Below are 18,618 nucleotides of genomic sequence, written 5' to 3' on the forward strand. Positions count from 1 at the left end.
GGAGAGGGTTAGGGTGAGGGGCATCACCATGGCCCGACATCGGTCATTTACTTGCGGTAACGGGGATAATCTCCGCCCCGCTTTCCGCCGTCCCGCTAGAAGCCTCAACCGTCATCGGAGCCTGGAAGCGCTTAAGCCGCAGCGCGTTGCCGAGAACAAAGACGCTGGAGAGCGCCATCGCCGCCGCCGCGAAGATCGGCGAAAGCAAAGTGCCGTTCCATGGATAAAGCGCACCTGCCGCCACCGGGATCAGCACCGCGTTATAGGCAAAGGCCCAGAACAGGTTCTGTTTGATGTTGCGGATCGTCGCCTGGCTGAGTGCGATAGCGTTCGGCACCCCGCGCAGGTCGCCAGACATCAACACTACGTCGGCCGCCTCGATAGCTACATCGGTACCGGTGCCGATGGCTAGCCCTACGTCCGCTTCCGCCAACGCTGGGGCGTCGTTGATACCGTCCCCCACAAAGGCTACTCGCGCCCCGTTGGCCCGGAACTTTTTCAGCGCAGCAACCTTGCCGTCGGGCAATACCTCTGCCGCAACTTCATCAATACCGAGCTGTTTGGCGATCGCCGCCGCCGTTGCCGCATTGTCGCCGGTGATCATCGCCACTTTGAGGCCCAGCGCGTGCAGCGCCTTAATAGCCTCTGGCGTGGTTTCCTTGATCGGATCGGCAACCGCAATAATCGCCGCCAGACGACCGTCGATAGCGGCATAGAGCGGGCTCTTACCCTGTTCACCCAGGCGCTGGGCGGCAGACTTGAAGCTCGCCACATCAAGGCCAAGCTGCGTCATGAACCGATCCGCACCGACGGAGACCACCCTGCCATCAACCTTGGCCGTTACGCCAAAGCCCGGCACGGCGTCGAAGCCTTCAACGGGGGCCAGCGTGATGCCTTGCTGTTTGGCGGCCAGCACAATCGCTTCGGCGATCGGGTGCTCAGAGCGGGTTTCAACCGCCGCCACCAGAGCCAGCGCTTCGCTGTACTCAAAACCCTTGGCGGGAACGAGATCGGTGAGTTCTGGGCGTCCTTTGGTCAAGGTGCCAGTCTTGTCGAGAGCAATAACGCTCACATCACGCAGCGCCTGCAAGGCTTCCCCCTTGCGGAACAACACGCCAAGTTCAGCGGCGCGCCCGGTACCGACCATAATTGACGTCGGCGTAGCCAGCCCCATGGCGCACGGGCAAGCGATAATCAGCACCGCAACCGCATTCACCAACGCAAAGGTCAGCGCCGGATCCGGGCCGAAGATCAGCCAGACCAGGAACGTCAGCGCGGCGGCAGCCATCACTGCCGGTACAAACCACATGGTCACCTTATCGACCAGCGCCTGGATCGGTAGCTTGGAGCCCTGCGCTTCCTCAACCAGGCGGATGATCTGCGCCAGCACGGTATTGGCCCCAACCTTGGTGACGCGGAAGCTGAAAGCGCCGGTCTTGTTGATGGTGCCACCGACAACGGCAGCGCCTACGCCCTTCGATACGGGTAACGGCTCGCCGGTGATCATGCTCTCATCCACATAAGATGCCCCCTCGACGACCTCGCCATCGACAGGGATCTTCTCCCCTGGACGAACGAACACCACGTCACCTGTGGTCACCTGATCGAGCGGGATCTCAACGGTATCGCCGTTACGTTCAACGCGCGCGGTCTTTGCCTGAAGCCCGACCAGCCGTTTGATGGCCTGAGACGTTCGCCCCTTGGCGCGAGCCTCCAACGTGCGCCCAAGCAGGATCAAGGTCACGATGACCGCGGCGGCTTCGAAGTAAACGTTAGCGGTTCCCTTAGGCAGCACCTCGGGAATGAAAGTCGCCACCACCGAATAGCCGTACGCCGCTGCCGTACCCACCGACACCAGCGAGTTCATATCGGGAGCACCACGCAACAACGCCGGGATACCCTTGCGGAAAAAGCGCAGGCCCGGGCCGAACAGCACCAGGGTGGCGAGTACAAACTGTATATACCAGCTCGTCTGTTCACCTAAAACGCCTTGCACCCAATGGTGCATCGGGGGAATAAGGTGCGAGCCCATCTCAAGGATAAAGACCGGCAAAGTGAGAATGCCCGCAATCAGCAAAGAGCGGCGTAAGCCGCGCGCTTCATTCTCGCGGCGTTCGGTATCCTGATCGTTCACATTCGGCGTTTCGGCAGACAAACGATGTGCCTTGTAACCCGCCTGCACAACCGCCGCTTCAAGGTCAGCGGTGGAGATAACCCCGGCGAGGTGCCGTACCCGCGCACGCTCGGTCGCCAGGTTGACGCTGGCAGAGAGGACGCCTGGAAGTTGTGTCAGCGCCTTCTCAACTCTTCCGACGCAGGATGCGCAGGTCATTTCTTCGATCGCCAGTTCAGTAGTCTCTTCACGGACGGCGTAACCGGCGCTCTCGATAGCACTAACGGTCGCTTGTGGATCGGCCACGCCGCTAAAGGTGACATCTGCCCGCTCGGTGGCAAGATTGACCGTAGCTGTTTGCACGCCTGGAACGGCTTTTAGAGCGCGTTCGACACGGCCAACGCACGATGCACAGGTCATTCCTTCGACCGGCAGGCTCAGACGAGCCGCTTGATTGGAACCTGATGGGACGAAAACGGAAGCCATGGTTCTACTCCTGGGAAGTTTCGGTAACAAAAAGCTTAAACCTTCCCACAAGGGGAAGGTCAAGGTCTGTGAGCAATCAGTTCCGTGGGGGAGTGAGCAGGGTTATCGCTTTGACCTACATCGGATTGCAGGGATGGTAATTATTTAGCCGCTAAATGAGATTGAGGCGATAATATAAGCGAAATAGAAAGCCCCATTAATAAATAGCATCCACACTTTCAGATTTTTGTTTCTGGCGTTGATCCACAGCCAAAATGCCGATGAAAGCGTAATAAACACCCCGATCAGCACTTCATGCCGGGGTTGCCATGGCGTCAATAATATCCCGATGGCGGGTAATATGGTGCCTTGGAAAACCATTGCGCCGGTAATATTGCCTAATGCCAGAGTATCCTTCCCTTTGCGAATCCATAGAATGCTGTTCACCTTCTCTGGCAATTCGGTAGCTATAGGAATGATAATCAATGACAGTAACAACACAGAGATGCCAAGCTTTTCCGATACTGCGGCAACGCCGTCTATAAAACCTAAAGCCCCCGCCACCAATACGCCCAAACCAATTAAAGTTTGCAGGATGATGGTGAATAGCGTGGTGGGCAATCCCACTCGGGATAAGAACATGACGTTATCTGCTGCGGTTCCATTGCCTTCAGCCACTAATTTTTTCGACGCGTGTAAGGTTTTTACCATGTAGGTGACATAAAGCAAGACCAACAACACGCTGACGCCCATCCTGGCGACTTTCATCTCTACAGGAATGAACAAGGCGATTGCGGCTAACACAAAAGCCAGCAGGAAGAAATGCGTATCTCGTATAAACCCGGTGGGCTCTGGGGTGATTGCCCCGTTAATACCCCGCCGTCTTACCACAGCCAGCGCCATCAAAAAGACAGACAGCGTAGACAGCATCAGCGGCGCGCCCAATATCGCCCCCACGCCAATCTCTTCGTTAACATTAGCCGCCGACGTGCCGGCAACCAGAGCCAAAATGGGTACCATGGTTTCAGGCAAGGCGGTGCCAATAGCGGCAAAAAGCGAACCGGTTACCCCTTCAGAGATCTTCAACCTTTCGCCAAGGTGTTCCAGGGCATTGGTGAAAATTTCAGAGGCAATCAAGATGATGATTAAGGATATCGCGAGCTGAAAAAATGACAGTGTCATCCTTTAGCCCTCAATTTGCCCGGTTTTTTGCTGAGGTAATTTGAGAATAAAACAGAAAAAAGGGTCATGATGGAAATACCGACTGGACGTTGTAAACCATGGTGTAATATTCCTCGTCCAATCCAAAAGAAATATTACCCCTATGGTCTCGCCAATCTGATCGACGGATGTGCCACAGCAACTTGCTGAGTATGTTGACACATCCTCCTTCATGATGAAGGAAGGCTACTCCCCAAATGAGTGGGGCAAGCTTAGTCGAACTGTCATGGCGCTGTCAAAGTCAATTACTCTGCCGGTCTTTCACCAGGCGCAGCGTTTGATAAATCGTCATCAACCGGTGGACTAATTCTGTGTGGTTATTAGAGCGAATACGCTCGGGTAACTCGTTTAACCCTGCAGACAGCTGCATCAGGCCATAGCCATTTAGCGCCTCGGCCAGGATTTCCACCCGCTCAATCCCACGCCCCCCAAGATGCCGGATCCCCTGCTGTAACCACTGTGCCAGCAACGTTTCGGTGTCTGCCAACGCTTGCTGTATATCCGAACGCTGTTGCAGATCGGCCTGGCGCTCCATTGGAAAAGGCTCAGCCTCATCGGCGCACAGTGAGAATATCTGGGTGTCACTGGCTACGGCCAACGGCTCGATAAACAACTTTCCTGACTCGATCTTCACCCTGCCTGAAATCAACCGTGGCGGAGTTGCTGACGTGAGCATTGCCCTGGCCAATAGCTCTGTAGCCTGAGGGGTGGCACTATCGTAATTTAGTGACACTGTCACAAAATTATCATCACGATCCTCTCCGCTTAAGATATCAATCTGCAAGCACTGTAATGCCGGGTCCCAGCACCAGTCGAGCACCTCACTAATCGGTAAGATATGCAGCTGTTCGATCGGCTGCCTGGGGCGTACAAAATCTGGCAATGCCTGCTGGAGATGACGTTTCAGCGCTGCGGCATCAGGCTGCCTGAGCGGTTCCCCCAACAGCTCCCACGCACGGGCAGAGAGCGGCAACACGCTGGTATATTGCTTACCGCTGGCAATGTCCAACGCCCCGTTTGCCCGGCGCTTGGCGGCATTGGTGATCACCTGGCAAGCCGCCAGTTTTTTTACCGGGTGACCAGCAATCCTGCGGCTGCCTATCGGCGTCGCCACGCCTTGTGGATCGCTATTTTTAAGCCACTGGCGTTCGATCACCATCAGCGCTTGGGAGTCCGGGTCGGTGTAGATCAGATCCACCCCTTCCTGCTGCTCGTCGGCCCAATAACGTGCACCGAGTGACACCAGTTTCAGATGTTCCAGTTGGATCTCACCTTTGACGCCCAGACCAAGAATTTCAGCCGCTGGAAGGCGTGGTAAGCTCTGCTGCTGCGCCTGTTGGTCCATGCACCTGGCCGCGACTAGCCGGGCGGAAAGCCCGCTGATGCGCTGCAAGAATTCGACCGGATGATAGCGGCTTGAACGATTATGCTGATCGGCCATCCCTTGCTGAATATCTGCCAGGCTTTCGCTTACCCAGCGCCACTGAAGCTGCTGGGCATGGCGACTCACTTCCGCCATCAGCGGTTTGATGGCCCTCTCTGGCTGGCTGCTGCCGTCCGACCACAGTTTGAGCAGCAATTTATCCAACGACGTTTGTAATAGCACCGCCTCTGGCTGGTCAAATAAGGCGTTTGCCTGCTCCTGTTCACCGTCAGGCAAGCGGATTTGCAGCGTTAACTGCTCAAAGTCTGGCTGGCTGATCTCGGCCTGTTCAAAACCCCAGACCGCCATCACAATATGTTCGCAAATCGTCTCCTGAATACAGTCACAGCGTGCATGGGCCAGGCTGCTACGGGAGAAAAACCGCACGTCACACATCGGTAAACGCGCTGACGGAGTGGCTTGCGCCCCGCTACCTTTGCTCAACTGCACTACGACGCTGCCTTGGATCAACTTTTTCGCCCGGCTAATGACCGAGAGCGGGACATCACTAAGCTGTTCGCTAAATCTGGCCGGTGACCAAGCTGGTACAGGTCCTTGCGGCTGAACATCGTCAGCTTCTGGGGGCAACCCGCTAGCATGTAACGCCTGATAGGCCAGGACCAGCGTGACCCGATGGCGGCACATGCTGCTGGCCGGGCAGCTACAGGCCGCATCCCGCAAGGTTTTTCCTGGCGGAAAAGTGACTTGGTTGCCGTCGCCGAACTTGGCCTCAATACAGCCGTCATGACGCTCTGTCAGTTCAGGCTGTTTTCCTTCTGCGACCTCTTTCTGTGCGCGCTTGACGAAGCCCGCGTTGCTTAACGCCATCAGGGCTTCCGGCGTGAGTTCGAGTAAATCGGAACGTTGAGTCATCCTTGTACCTTTTCTGCCAGCCAGGCTGCCAGTTCGCCGGGCGTCATGGCGCCAATTTGTGCGCCGACCGCGACCAGCCGGTTAGCCATATCACGATCGTATTGTGGATTGGCCTGATGATCCAACGCCGCCAGCCCCAGTACTTTGGCTCCGGTCTGAATGCAGGTACGCACCCGCCGGACCAGCTCACTTTCGCTGCCGCCCTCAAAGAAATCGCTCAGCAATACCACGATCGTGCGTTGGGGATTGGTGATGCAGGACTGGGCATAACCCACCGCCTTGGCGATATTGGTGCCGCCACCGAGTTGCACCTTCATCAGCAGTTCAACCGGATCGCTGACGTCTGCGGTCAAGTCCACCACGGCGGTATCAAAGGCGACCAACCGCGTTTGCATGCCCGGTAAATTCCACAGGCAGGCCGCCATCACGGCGGCATGGATCACCGAATCCACCATGGAACCACTCTGGTCTACCAGCAGGATGATGTCCCAACGTTCACTATGGCGTTTAACCCGGCTCATAAACGCCGGGGTTTCGATAAACAGCTTGCCGTGCTGCGGGCTCCAGCGGTGCAGGTTTTCGGCAACGGTGCGTTTAAAATCAAAGTTACGCGCCACTTTGGCCTGCGAGGGGCGGCGCCGGTCGCGGCTGCCGGAAAATGACTGACGTACGTCACGCGCCAGGCGCTCCATGATCCGCCGTACCACTTCCGCCACCAACCGGCGTGCGGCGGCCAACACCTGCGGGTTCATCAAGTGTTTGGTATGTAACACCGCTTTCAGTAACGCTTCCGAGGGTTCAATACGTTCCAGCACGTCAAGATTGGTGACCACATCGTCAATGCCGTAGCGCTCAACCGCGTCCACTTCCAGCCGTTCGATCACCTCTTTAGGGAACAGTTGCTGAATCTCATTAATCCACTCAGGCGTGGTCAGGTTGGATTTACCCAGGCTGGCCCCGCGTTCACCACGGGCCAAACGTTCCGGATCTCGGCCATACAGCCATTCCAGGGCGCTATCAACTGAGCGATAGTGATCGTCTAGTTCACCCAGCGAGGCCTCGGCGGCTTCACCTAACAGCAAGCGCCAGCGTTGTAACTCTGGAGTCAATTGATTTGCCATTACACCAGCCCCCATTGGCCAAGGATTTCCAGCGCCCGCTTTTCTGCCTGCTGCATAGCGGCAATCTCCTGCGGCGTTGCGGCAGTAATTTCGCGATTTAACGACGAAACCGGTAGATGACTCGCCTGATGAAGTTCCAGTATCTGACGGGCAAACTCACCGCGTTCCCTTGGTGGCAGCCAGGCAAATGCACCGCGCATCGCGGGCAAGGCCAGCAGGAAGTCTTCGTCGTCCAATGCGGTAACCAGCTGGTTCAGGCCGTGAACAAAGGTTAAATCCTGGGTCAAGTGGTGGCGCGCCAACGCAATTAATCCGCTGAGCGCATCGCCCATTTTATTGGCTGCCAGGGTGGCCAGCAGCGCTAGCGGCTGTGCGATCGGCGATGCGGAATCAGGATGGGTGTCATTCAGGCTGAGTAATGCGCCCAAAGCCGCACCACGGCTTAGCGGATCGGCATCGGTAGACGCGGCTTTTCTTTGCCAAACGGTGAGCGCGCGATCGGCTTCCAGCGTGGGAAATAACGTATTGCGGTCGGTATCAGGCAGTGCGAGCAGATCCCGCGTCACCAAACGGATCGCCTGAAATGCCGCAATGTGCCGATGGCTGTCGGCGGGGTTCACGCTGCCATAGCTTTCACATAGCCACAGCGCGCGGTCGAAGGTTATCTGGATCACCGTCAACAAGATCGCTGATCCTTGCATACCCACGCTTTCACCGTGGCGATACAGCGTGTGGGCCGCTTCCAGCGCGAAGCCGATGTCCTCAAAACTCCCTTCCTGGCTCACCGCCGCAGTAAGCTGTTCTACTACTCGGCTGCTGAAATCCGCCAGCCCGGCCAATGCCGCCTGATTCAGTAATTTAACCAGCGCCACCACCATCCCCTGGCTACCGTGCAACTCCAGCAAGGCTTCTTCCAGCTTGGCCAGTGCCGCATCAGACAGCGTAGCGCCGTAGGAGGCCGCCTCAATCAGCGCAGCAACCTGCTCAAGCGGTGCTCGAAGCTGCCAGTGTTCGCTCATTTCACCCGACATGGCTTGCCCAACGCCCTTCAGGCAGTGGATGCCCGGGATCGCCAATAGCAATAACTGATGTAGGGCTCTGCTGCGCTGGCGATCTTCAGGTTTAAGCAGGTCGAGCTTGACCTCTGAGGGGATCGTAATCGCCAACCGTTCAAGTTCGAGCTCCAGCGAAATCAACAACGGTGGGCGTGGCGTATTGTTTGCCAGCTTGCCGTGAGACTCTCCGGCCAATACCGCCATCATTTGTACCAGAATGGGCTCGGTTCCTGGCCGTAAAGGGCCGCGATAGGTCCACGGCAGCGGGACATCCATCGCCTCTTTCACCAGCGAACCGGCCATGGCATCCAGCCAGTCATTACGTAACGGCAACTGGTGGCCGCGCAGCCGCGCAAGTGCCTGAACCCGTAGATAAACTGCACCCATATCAGCGGTCGACGCCGGAAGGTTAAGCTTGCGCAACCGCTCTAGTATGCGCTGGAAAGCGTATAGTCCTGCCTGTTCCAAGCCAAATTCCCACACCCACTGCTGAAACGCCGGTGACGGCATGCCGGAAGCATAGCCAGTGAAAGCATCCAGCCGCTTATAGCTGTAGGGCACCAAATAAGAGCCGGTGGTGTATTGAGCGTCGCCTTGCCAATCGTCAAAACATTGGCTTATAGCGGGCAGCTCAGGCTCATGTTCTTCACTGGGGAGGTTTTGCCACAGCTTCATCAAGGCAGGTGCGTGATAGCCGCCACACACCACTAACACGGCGCCGTCCCGTTGATCCATGGCCCAGCGGATCCAACGGGCCATCATTGCTTCACGATCCTGGTTGCCCTGCGAGCCGGGAACCTCTTCGCGCAGCCGTTCGAAATAGTGGCTTAGACGTTGTTCCAGCTCCCTCACATCGCACTGATCTTCAAATAACCGATCCCAAAGCGCATCGCTCCCCTGAATGCCCAGCTCTTGGCTCAGTGCCTGTTCAAAATCCTCTGCCCGTTGCTGCTGTTCGGCATCGGCTAAATCGGCGTAGCGGTTAGCAATATCGGCAAACGCAGCATGCCAGGCCGGCAGATCCATAAAGCGTATTTCCGCCTTGATCGCCCGCGCTTGTTGCAGAGCCTGCCACTCTGGAGAATGCTCGGCAAACGGTGACCAGGAACCTCTGCGCACGCCCTGCCCAGGCTGTTGCGGCACGCCATAGCTATAGATAGCCAGCGGCAGCTTATGGGGCAAAAACAGCTCATCAAGCCGGGAGTTGAAGTCCATCGGCCCTTCTATCAGCACGTAGCGCGGTTTTAGCGTGTTAATTCTCGCCGCTACCAGCCGGGCACAGGCCGGGCTATGGTGGCGAATACCGATGATTTCCGGTGATTTATTCATTACGCAGCGCCTTTAAGGCAAACGGTGTCTGGCTTGGTAATAGGCTCGCCAGTGGTTGCCGGGCTTTTTCGCGACCTTCTGCTCAAAATAGCGCCTGAGTTTTGCTCGATCGTCCGCATTGTCTTTGACCACCGTCCCGGCGATACACTCCACCAGATCGGTAGGCTCACCGCTGCGTTGTTCAAGAAACCACGCCCGCACTCCCACCGCATGGGCTACGTTCACCGCCTCGGCGGTCGACATCACGGCGGTTAACCGATCCATGGCGCTGTCGCCGCCTTTACCCGCTGATTTCTCACCGCCGCGCAGATCGCGGAAGGTGGTGACCAGCAGTTCCAGCACCTCAACGGGGACGGTATGAGGAATGGCGCTCTTTTCCAACAGCCGGTTGGAGGCCGTAGCCACCAAATCCAGTTCCTGTTGGAAGTCCATGATCGGAAATACGGTCTCAAAATCAAAGCGGCGCTTCAGGGCGGCACTCATTTCGTTCACGCCGCGGTCACGGGTGTTGGCAGTACCGATAATGTTGAACCCTTCCTGCGCATACAGCAGGTTATGGTCATCATTCAGCTCGGGGATGGTCATCACGCGATCGGACAACATGCCCAGCAGGCAGTCCTGCACTTCCAACGGCGCACGAGTGATCTCTTCAAAACGCACGATTTTGCCGTCGCGCATGCCTTGATAAAGCGGTGCCGGAACCAGCGCTTTCAACGAGGGCCCTTCGTTAATCAGCATGGCGTAGTTCCATGAATACTTGATCTGATCTTCGGTAATCGATGCCCCGCCCTGGATCGTCAGGCTGGAGGTGCCAGAAATGGCGGTCGCCAGCAGTTCAGACAGCATGGATTTGGCGGTGCCCGGCTCACCGACCAACATCAGGCCGCGGCCAGTCGCCAGCGTCACCAGCATCCGCTCAATCGAGGCCACGTCGGCAACGATTTTGCGCTCAATGCCCAACTTTTCGTCACCCAGAATAAAGCGCCGGGCGGCATTCAGGCTCAGTGCCCAGCCCGGCGGGCGCGGTTGGTTATCCAATTCAGCCAACAGGGCAAGTTGTTCTGCGTATTGAACTTCCGCTGGTGGCCGCTGCATTTTTTGTTGTTCAGACATAGGGATGGATTCTCTTGGTAGGCGGTACGATCCCGACATACGTCGGGATCAAGGCAAGCTTAGGCGCGCAGGGCTTCCATATCGCGGATCAGTTCGCTGATGACGATGTCATCCACAATAGTGAACGGTTTGCGTTCTTCGGTTCGCTGCCAGTAATACTGGCCGTCGTCGATCACCACCGTCTCCAGCGTCTGTTCAGGGTATTCATCGACCATGCCCACGATAATGCAGGGTTCAAAGGACAGGCTAAACCCTAACCGGCGATCGATGGGTTTGATAAAGTCCATGATCGCGCCGCCGTCCTGGGCATCGCCACGGCGCCAGCCTTTGTTAGCCAGCCCAAGAATACGACCAGTGGGGACTACGGCCCCTTTCCAGCGCAGCAGCTCACGGCTTTCCCGCTCTTGTTCGGTCAGGCTGTAAGTATCACGGCCTAACTGCACGAACGGTTGCAACAGCTCATAGTCGGCAAACAGCTGGCCGAAACCTGCCGCCTGGTGCTCAGGCAACTCCAACGCGTGCGGAATACCAACGCGCACGTTATCGCCCTGCGGCAAGGTGTATTCATCATCCTCTGCGGTGGTCAGGCTGCCGTCTTCGGCAACGCGGAAACAGTCCACCAATTTGCCGCCGTGTGTAGAATCATCGTCCACCAGATAGACGCCCCAAGCCAGGCGTTGCACCAAGTGGCGAACCAGCGGATGGCGCACCAAGAACAGTTCGAACAGCTCAGGTGTCCAGCGGCGACGCTGGCACATGGCAATTTCCAGGCGCACCACTTGCTGGGCGGCCACGGTGCGGGCATCTTTTTTCAGCAGCTTGAAGATGTTCACCGCTTCATTGGCCAGTTCCTGATTGTCGGTCTTTTTCGGCTTCGGCAGGTCTTTCAGGCGGGTGCCATCCATATCGCGCACGAACGGTTTCAGGGTTTCATCGAAGCTGACGGTAAACTGGCGATCGCCAAAGTTCAGCCGCAGCGAGCCGTTTTCATCCAGCCCTAAATCCGGCGCTAAACGATCCTCCAACTCCTCAATGGTTAACTCGCGGGCTTCGGCAATGGCCGCAATCTTTTCCCGCGCCCGATCCTGTAAGCCTTTAAATTTGACCTTCTGCGCGATACCGTTCAGCAGCATCAGCGCCACGTCGGAACCAATCTGATTCAGCACTTCCAGGCCGTTAACCGCCCGCTGGTGCTGAGCCTCTCCCGGCCAGGCACGAATAAACGGCGTGAGCTTGCGTGCGGTGTCATCGGTACCAAACAGGCCGAGAGACATAAAGGCCCAGCCCTCTTTTGACGGCGCTGCAGCAAATAACCATGCTGAGAACATATCCCAGGCAAAGTCCGCCAGTGAGTCTGGATCGCAAGCCTGTTTTACCTGATTGATCCCTTCATACAGCCCCTCACTGACCGGGAAACGCAGCATGGTACCTAAATGTTCCAGCGCGCTGTCCGGCAGGGCTTTTTTACTCGCTTTGAGTAACGGACGCCGCCAGCCAGCGGGTTGATAAAAGTCAGGAGATTTGCTGATTTTACTCGGGAAGCGATCGAGCGGATCTTCATCCAACATAGCGCGCAGTGCGTCGGTTACCTCTGGATCGCCGTAAGCCTCACCGGTCTGCATAATCAACGCTTCGTGCCCCTGCGTGGCCAGCATCCGTAACGCCGAGGTAGCACAATCTTTGGCTTCCCCTTTTTTGCCTAATGCCGCAGGGATCAGGCCGATAGCGCTATGGTGCGGATATTTACACAGCCACTGTTGGGCTTCGCTACGCAGCGTTTTCAGCTTGAGGTAGGCACGGGCAATCAGCGGGGCCAATTCGCTGGCGCCCACGTGGCCCCAGACATTGGTCAGTTCTGTTGGGCGAGAGCGCACCGCGTTGATCAGGCCAGGTAGCGCCGCTTCACCAAATTTGGCCACCATATACTCCTCACCGCTACATTGGTGAGTAGATAAACTGCTCCATAACGCCAGTGCCATCTCATCGGGCAACAGCGAGGTAAAGCGCATACTAAAGTTTGACCAACTGGTTTGTTCAAGCTGAGCCTTCCAGGCATCGATCAGGCCTTGGGTATCGCGGTTTCTGATGGCAATGGCTGCCGTTTCGTTCTGGCTCTTTCTGTTACCTGATTGATAAATCTGGAAACCCAGCTCATTGGCCAGCGTATTCATATTTTTTGCGGCAGCCTGATAGCGTTTTTCTTCCCAGCCATTCAGCGCTAACCACCGTTTTTTCTCTTCATCGGTTAAATCGAGTACCGGTGCCAGTACCTGTGGCTCAAGTACCAGGACTGCCGCTTCGCGTTTTTTCTTTTTCTGTAGCCAAGGCGGGCTGACCAGCACCAGGGGTAAATCAGCCTCATCGGCCAATTCAACCGGGCCAGATACGCGGGCAATCAAATCTTGCACCTGGGCTTGCGCGGCCCCGCTCATCCAGGGAAGCAACTGGGCCACTTGCTCAGGATTGGCCAGCAGCAGATTGCTCAAGCAAGCGCTCAGCATGCCGCTGTCTTTATTGTTAGAGGCCAACAGCTCGGCAAGCGCCGGGATCGATGCCAACGGCCAGCGGTGCGCGGCGTCGATAAACCGCGCCAGAAACGCTTTACCCTGGCCGGAAACCTGTGCCAGCGCGGTAATTGCTGCTGGCGTGCCAATACAGGCCAGAGCATCACCGGTAAGGGTTATTTCCGGTTGGTAGGCCAGGATTGGCACCGCGTTAACGCCGCGCTCTGCAATCAGCGTAGCGATACTAAATTCACAGTTAAGGAATGCCGCATGACGATAGGTAGAGCGGCTCATTACGCCTAAAGACTTCAGGACAGCCTCGTCGGTGGCGACCAACTGTAGCCATGGCGTGACGTCACTATCCCCCTGTTGAAGCAACTCACTGGCTAATCGGTTGGCGATATCCGGGCGCTCAGGCAACAACAGAGCAATTAACGGCTGGCGGCTGACATGCAACTGCGGCAAGCCCGCGAGCAGTTTATCCACGCAAATCTGCCATTCGGCCTCATCGGCACAAGCCAGGAACTTACGGAAATGCAACTCAGCGCAGCTATAAGGGGACATCCACGAACCGCTTAGCGGATCTACGATATCTGTATTGAGGTAGTAACTGTGCTTTTGCGCATCACTATCCCAGTTTGATTCAACACAGATACCTTGCGCCAGTAACAGCACATCAATCGCGTACGGCAATCCCTTTCTGGCCACTAAAAAGTCGGTGATATCTGTCTTGTTATCGCCGTAATAACGGTTGCTACCGGCATTGCATGCCAGGGCAAACAACACCGCATCTGACTCAATGGTGCCGTCCATCTGCTGATCGGCCAACCGTTGCCAGCTTGCAACATAAGTCTGGCGCAACTCCGCAGACGAAGAGTCAAAGTCAGTCTGAAAATCGTCACTTTTATAGAGGTGGTTGCGAAGCTTGATCCAGCTCTGCTTATCGTTTAGCTCTGGCTTTTCGCCCGGATGCGCGCGGTTGGCCAATGCCTGAACGCTTAAATTCTTCGGTAAGGAAATCGGTTCACCATTGGCTAACCACGGTGGTGTTTCGCCCGCAGGTTTAGCGATGTCCGAAGAGGTCACGGATTGCGAGAGTATGGTGGCAGCAGAGACCGGAGGCGCACTTTCTGCTGGGGTATCGCTTATGGACTCAGCGCGGGGTTTTTCTGCTGGTTCGACCTTTGGTTTTGGCGCTGTGGCGCCAATCGTGGCGTTTTCATCAACGGCGATTTCAACGTAGCCTTTGCCGGTTTTTTCCTTCACCAGCTTGGTCATGGCAGCCGAGGCCTTGGCTTCGTTATCAAAACTCTTGGTCTGGCTTTGCCCTTGCGTACCAATCTTGCCCCAGCGCAGGTTTAAGTCACTGTCCGACTGCTCGATTTGCCAAAATTTGTTTGATTTATCATCTTTGAATTCGAAATGACGCACCGCTGTCTCCCTGGGGATCAATTTTCCATAAAATAACGCGTGGGATTAAGTTATCAGATATTTAGGCTATGAATAGAGGGACCGCATGGAATTTGGGAAAAACGCCATGCGGTAAGATTGATGACAAAGCGATGCGCACACATGCTGCGCCCACGGCCCCTCTTAAAGATAACAGTGCAACTGTATGACCCGCTTAATCGTTGTTAATGCCTCTCGCAAGGGTCACTTCACCTTGGCCATCAGTGATTCACCGATGGCGTAGAACTGCCCGCCGGCAATATAGTGCAGGCTTCGCAGTGCTGGTTCGGCGGTGTCAAAATGCCAGTGGCCATCTTTAAATACCCGCGTATCGGACCAGGCACCGGTCACTTCGCCAATAAACAGATCGTGGGCCTGCTGATTATGGGGCTCCGGGATCAGCCGACACGCCAGCCAGGCGGAGCATCCGGCCACAAAAGGCAGTGGCCGATCGTCAAAGCTGAACAACTCGACGCCACAGTTTGCCAGTTTGTCGGGTTCGGTATGCAGGCTGCGGTTACCGACCTCATAGGTCAGCTGTAGCTGAGCCGCAGTGGGTATCTGGATCACAAAGCACCCACTTTGCTCGATCAGCTCACGGGTTTTGGTCATCTTGTCCAGCACAACCGTCAGCTTCGGCGGCGAGAAGTCCAGCGCACAGGCCCAGGCGGCGGCCATCACGTCAATAACACCGTCGTGGCCTGCGGATACCAACACCGTTGGGCCGTGGTTAAGCAAACGATAGGCCTTTTCCAAGGCCACGGTGGCAATTGGTTGGTTCATCATTTCTCTCTTAACGTTAGTCTGGGCCAGATACATTATCGTAGCGCAGCCGCGAACTATTGTGAAAGAGATGTTAGTGGCAGCAGAATGTGTGACAACGTCACTCTTGCGTGGCAGGCTGCCCCTTGCAATAAAACTGGCTCCACAGCGCCATCAACAACCCGAGCCCCGCTAAAACGGCGGCCACCAGATAGGTCAGCTGTAAACCTGCCGCGCTCCCCAACCGTATATCGCTGGCTGCCGAGGCCAAGGCGAATATGCCCCCCATGGCGGAAGCCCCGATGATAAAGCCAAGGTTGCGCGCCAGATTTAACAGACCGGAAGCCACCCCACGCCGCTCGATGTTAACCTGTTTCATCACCGCCGTGTTGTTGGCCGCCTGGAACAAGGCATAGCCTGCGGTGATCAGGCAGATCGGCAAGATATAGCCCAAAACGCCCTGCCTGGCTGACACCATCGATAAGGTTAATGCTCCCAGGCAAACTCCAAGTAATCCCAGGCTAATCATCCGCGGTGCTCCGAAGCGGTCGACCAGATATCCCGATGGCACACCCGCCAATGCGGCGATCAGCGGCCCGGCGGACATTACCAAGCCAACCTGCTGTGGCGCTAACTCTAGCCCGTGTGCAAGATAGAACGGCCCTACCACGAAGGACGTCATGATCACCGTACTCACCAGCATATTGGTTAGCAGGCCGCTGTTCAGGATTGGCTGACGCAGCAGGGCCAGTTGGACCAGCGGGCTTGCCACTTTTCTCTCAACCCAGACGAACGCGCTGGCCGCAACGGCGGTTCCCAACAGCAGCAGGCTATTGAGCGAGCCGAAATGGTCGTGCCCTAACGTCATGGCCAGCGAAAATAGCGCCAGCGTCAAACCGAGCAAGGCCATTCCAACGAAATCAAAGCTCCTCTGTTTTGTTACCTGCTGCGGATCGGTTTGCGGGAGATAGCGATAAACGCAAAATAGCGCAACGCCCCCCAGCGGCAGGTTGATCAGGAAAATTGACTGCCAGCCGAACCCGGCAATCAAAACGCCACCCAGCGTAGGGCCAAGCGCGGTCCCCACTGCGGACAAGGTGCCAAGCAACCCCATAGCCCGTCCGACCTTATCCTTGCTGATGGTTTCACCAACTAGCGCCAAGGTGATGGCCATCATCACTGCTCCCCCTACCCCTTGCGCAACGCGGGCCGCAATCAGCCACCAGATGGTCGGAGCGACAGCACAACCCAGCGAGGCGAGCATCAACAGGCCCAGTCCGACCAGTAACAACTTGCGACGGCTGATGATATCCCCCAACCGCCCGACGCCCACAATTAGCGTGGTGATCGCCAGCAGATAGGCGATCACCACCCACTGCACATCTTGAAACGAAGCGCCGAACACCTGCGCTAATGTGGGTAGGCTGACGTTGGTGATGCTGCTGCCTAGCGAGGAAAGCAGCGTTGGCAAGGCCAGGCTGATTAACCCGCCACGCAGGGCTGAGGGTGAAAGAGATAGGACGTTTGGTGCGTCGGTTTTCATGGTGGTTGGGCTCCTGAGTAAATTTTCAGTCAGCCTAGGGCAAACCATGACATGGCGGAAGACGCAGGGTATGCAGTTTATAAGTGCACTAAACGCCATGTGTAAGAGCGTGCGTCCTACGATAGAACATGTTCGATTTAGCAATACCTGTGAGCATTCTCACAACTCCGTGACAAAGCCGGGGGCGAGCAAAAAATAGGAACTGTATAAACAACCGCTGGCAAGCCACTCTTGGCGCTCTCGGTATACTCAAGGCGAATCAACCTGAGTGAGTAAGTAAAATGAAAACAACAGAAATCGTCTCAGACAGTTATGTGAAGGTCGGCGTACGGGAAAAGATGGGCTATGGCTTCGGCGATCTGGCCTCCAACCTATCGTTTGGCTTTGTCTCCCTGTTCTTACTGTTTTTTTATACCAATATTTACGGCATCAGCGCGGTACAGGCGAGCCTGATCTTTGTGATCGCCCGTGTACTGGATGCGATTTTTAATATTTTTGTCGGTTACTTTATTGATAAAACCCAAACCCGGCACGGCAAGCTGCGCCCTTACCTGCTGTACGGCGCGGTGCCCTTGGGGATCTTGACGGTCCTGTGTTTCAGCACCTTCGACAGTGACTATAAATTTTATTACGCGCTGATCACCTAAACCCTCTATTGCCTGGCCTACACGGCGGTCAACACGCCCTATTCGGCCATGACCAATATGCTGACTCAGCACGAAGGCTCGCGGGCTTCGCTGTCGGTTTACCGCTTTGTGTTGGCCATCGTGGGTTACTTGATTGTCTCGACCACTGCCGACATGCTGATTTCACAGTTTACCGATCAGAAGATGGGCTATGTGTTTGCCGTCAGCTGCTTTAGCCTGTTGGCCACCTTTTTCTTCCTGGCCTGCTTTGGCATGACCAAAGAGCGGGTGAAAAGCCCGCCAGATCAACAGGCTCCCACGCTTAAAGAGATGATCACCGCCGTTTCCGGCAACCTGCCGTTAATCCATCTTTCCCTGTTCACGGTGTTTTTCTATATCGCCTATACGGTATGGATGGCCATTGCGATCTACTTCATCAAATACACCCTGGGGGATGAAAGCTTTACCGCCAAATTCTTCATCATCCAATCTGCGGCCTATGTGGTGGGGACGGTGATTTCAGAAAAAATCATCAGCCTGATGGGCAAAAAGAAAATGGTCCAGTTGGGGCTGCTGATCGGGATTGTCGGCTTGCTGTTCCAATACTTCCTGGCAGGAGATAACGCCTACCTGATTATGACCGGCGTGTGCCTGTACAGCATTACTCTGGGGATGGGCTTTGTCGCGATGTGGTCGATGATTGCCGATACCGTTGAGTATGCCGAATGGAAACACGGCGTACGTACCGAAGGGGCAATTTATGGCTTCTTTAATTTCATCACCAAAATTGCCATGGCGATTGGCGGCGGCTGTGCCGGCTTGATGCTCGATTACTTTGACTATTCGTCCGAGCATATCAGCGCCAACGCGCTCAACGGCATCAATATGATGATGACGCTGTTCCCCGGCCTGATGTTTGCCCTGGGGATGCTGTTTATCTTCTTCTACCAGTTGGATGAGCACACCTACCGAAATATCATCAAAGACATTGAATTGCGCAAAGCGAGCGCGCAGTAACCAG

9 protein-coding genes, 1 pseudogene and 1 riboswitch are annotated in these 18,618 nt (G+C 56.0%); of the genes and pseudogenes, 1 reads left to right on the forward strand and 9 read right to left on the reverse strand.

Translation table 11 applies throughout. The features are described 5' to 3' along the window. Positions 1–43: 43 nt before the first annotated feature. The 9 genes from KGP16_RS13175 to KGP16_RS13215 form a co-directional block, all read right to left on the reverse strand. The gene (locus tag KGP16_RS13175) at positions 44–2,599 is read right to left on the reverse strand and encodes a heavy metal translocating P-type ATPase (RefSeq protein ID WP_223501474.1); all 2,556 of its coding nucleotides are present in this window, start codon (positions 2,597–2,599) and stop codon (positions 44–46) included. Positions 2,600–2,743: 144 nt separating this feature from the next. Next, positions 2,744–3,760 (reverse strand): sodium:calcium antiporter, encoded by a 1,017-nt coding sequence (locus KGP16_RS13180; RefSeq protein ID WP_021806407.1) that lies wholly within the window; start codon positions 3,758–3,760, stop codon positions 2,744–2,746. Positions 3,761–3,910: 150 nt separating this feature from the next. Beyond that, positions 3,911–4,007: riboswitch (yybP-ykoY riboswitch) on the reverse strand. Positions 4,008–4,040: 33 nt separating this feature from the next. After that, positions 4,041–6,095, reverse strand: coding sequence for an SWIM zinc finger family protein (locus tag KGP16_RS13185; protein WP_223501476.1), 2,055 nt, complete (start codon positions 6,093–6,095; stop codon positions 4,041–4,043). Next, entirely contained in the window at positions 6,092–7,216 is a 1,125-nt protein-coding gene (locus KGP16_RS13190) for a VWA domain-containing protein (RefSeq protein ID WP_209522960.1), read from the reverse strand. Before KGP16_RS13190 ends, KGP16_RS13185 begins: the two co-directional genes overlap by 4 nt. Further along, the gene (locus KGP16_RS13195) at positions 7,216–9,600 is read right to left on the reverse strand and encodes a DUF5682 family protein (RefSeq protein ID WP_223501477.1); all 2,385 of its coding nucleotides are present in this window, start codon (positions 9,598–9,600) and stop codon (positions 7,216–7,218) included. The genes KGP16_RS13190 and KGP16_RS13195 overlap by 1 nt, the downstream gene beginning before the upstream one ends. 12 nt (positions 9,601–9,612) lie before the next feature. Then, positions 9,613–10,713, reverse strand: a complete 1,101-nt coding sequence (locus KGP16_RS13200; protein WP_223501478.1) for an AAA family ATPase — start codon at positions 10,711–10,713, stop codon at positions 9,613–9,615. Positions 10,714–10,772: 59 nt separating this feature from the next. Next, positions 10,773–14,648, reverse strand: coding sequence for a DUF4132 domain-containing protein (locus KGP16_RS13205; protein WP_223501479.1), 3,876 nt, complete (start codon positions 14,646–14,648; stop codon positions 10,773–10,775). A 222-nt stretch (positions 14,649–14,870) separates the two neighbouring features. Further along, positions 14,871–15,449: a flavin reductase family protein gene (locus KGP16_RS13210; protein WP_218520385.1), complete on the reverse strand. Its 579-nt coding sequence runs from the start codon at positions 15,447–15,449 to the stop codon at positions 14,871–14,873. Positions 15,450–15,549: 100 nt separating this feature from the next. After that, a complete protein-coding gene (locus KGP16_RS13215; protein WP_223501480.1) occupies positions 15,550–16,971 on the reverse strand; it encodes an MFS transporter in 1,422 nt (473 codons plus the stop codon). A gap of 281 nt (positions 16,972–17,252) precedes the next feature. Between KGP16_RS13215 and KGP16_RS13220 the strand changes: the two are divergent. Further along, positions 17,253–18,614, forward strand: a pseudogene (locus KGP16_RS13220) (MFS transporter). Positions 18,615–18,618 lie beyond the last annotated feature (4 nt).

The sequence above is a fragment of the Serratia sp. JSRIV006 genome (genome assembly GCF_019968685.1).
Taxonomy (GTDB): domain Bacteria; phylum Pseudomonadota; class Gammaproteobacteria; order Enterobacterales; family Enterobacteriaceae; genus Chania; species Chania fonticola_B.

What these genes read in the sequence shown, in the direction of transcription:
- KGP16_RS13175 (WP_223501474.1), bottom strand. Translation starts at nt 2,599, where the DNA reads ATGGCTTCCGTTTTCGTCCCATCAGGTTCCAATCAAGCGGCTCGTCTG.
- KGP16_RS13180 (WP_021806407.1), bottom strand. Translation starts at nt 3,760, where the DNA reads ATGACACTGTCATTTTTTCAGCTCGCGATATCCTTAATCATCATCTTG.
- KGP16_RS13185 (WP_223501476.1), bottom strand. Translation starts at nt 6,095, where the DNA reads ATGACTCAACGTTCCGATTTACTCGAACTCACGCCGGAAGCCCTGATG.
- KGP16_RS13190 (WP_209522960.1), bottom strand. Translation starts at nt 7,216, where the DNA reads ATGGCAAATCAATTGACTCCAGAGTTACAACGCTGGCGCTTGCTGTTA.
- KGP16_RS13195 (WP_223501477.1), bottom strand. Translation starts at nt 9,600, where the DNA reads ATGAATAAATCACCGGAAATCATCGGTATTCGCCACCATAGCCCGGCC.
- KGP16_RS13200 (WP_223501478.1), bottom strand. Translation starts at nt 10,713, where the DNA reads ATGTCTGAACAACAAAAAATGCAGCGGCCACCAGCGGAAGTTCAATAC.
- KGP16_RS13210 (WP_218520385.1), bottom strand. Translation starts at nt 15,449, where the DNA reads ATGAACCAACCAATTGCCACCGTGGCCTTGGAAAAGGCCTATCGTTTG.
- KGP16_RS13215 (WP_223501480.1), bottom strand. Translation starts at nt 16,971, where the DNA reads ATGAAAACCGACGCACCAAACGTCCTATCTCTTTCACCCTCAGCCCTG.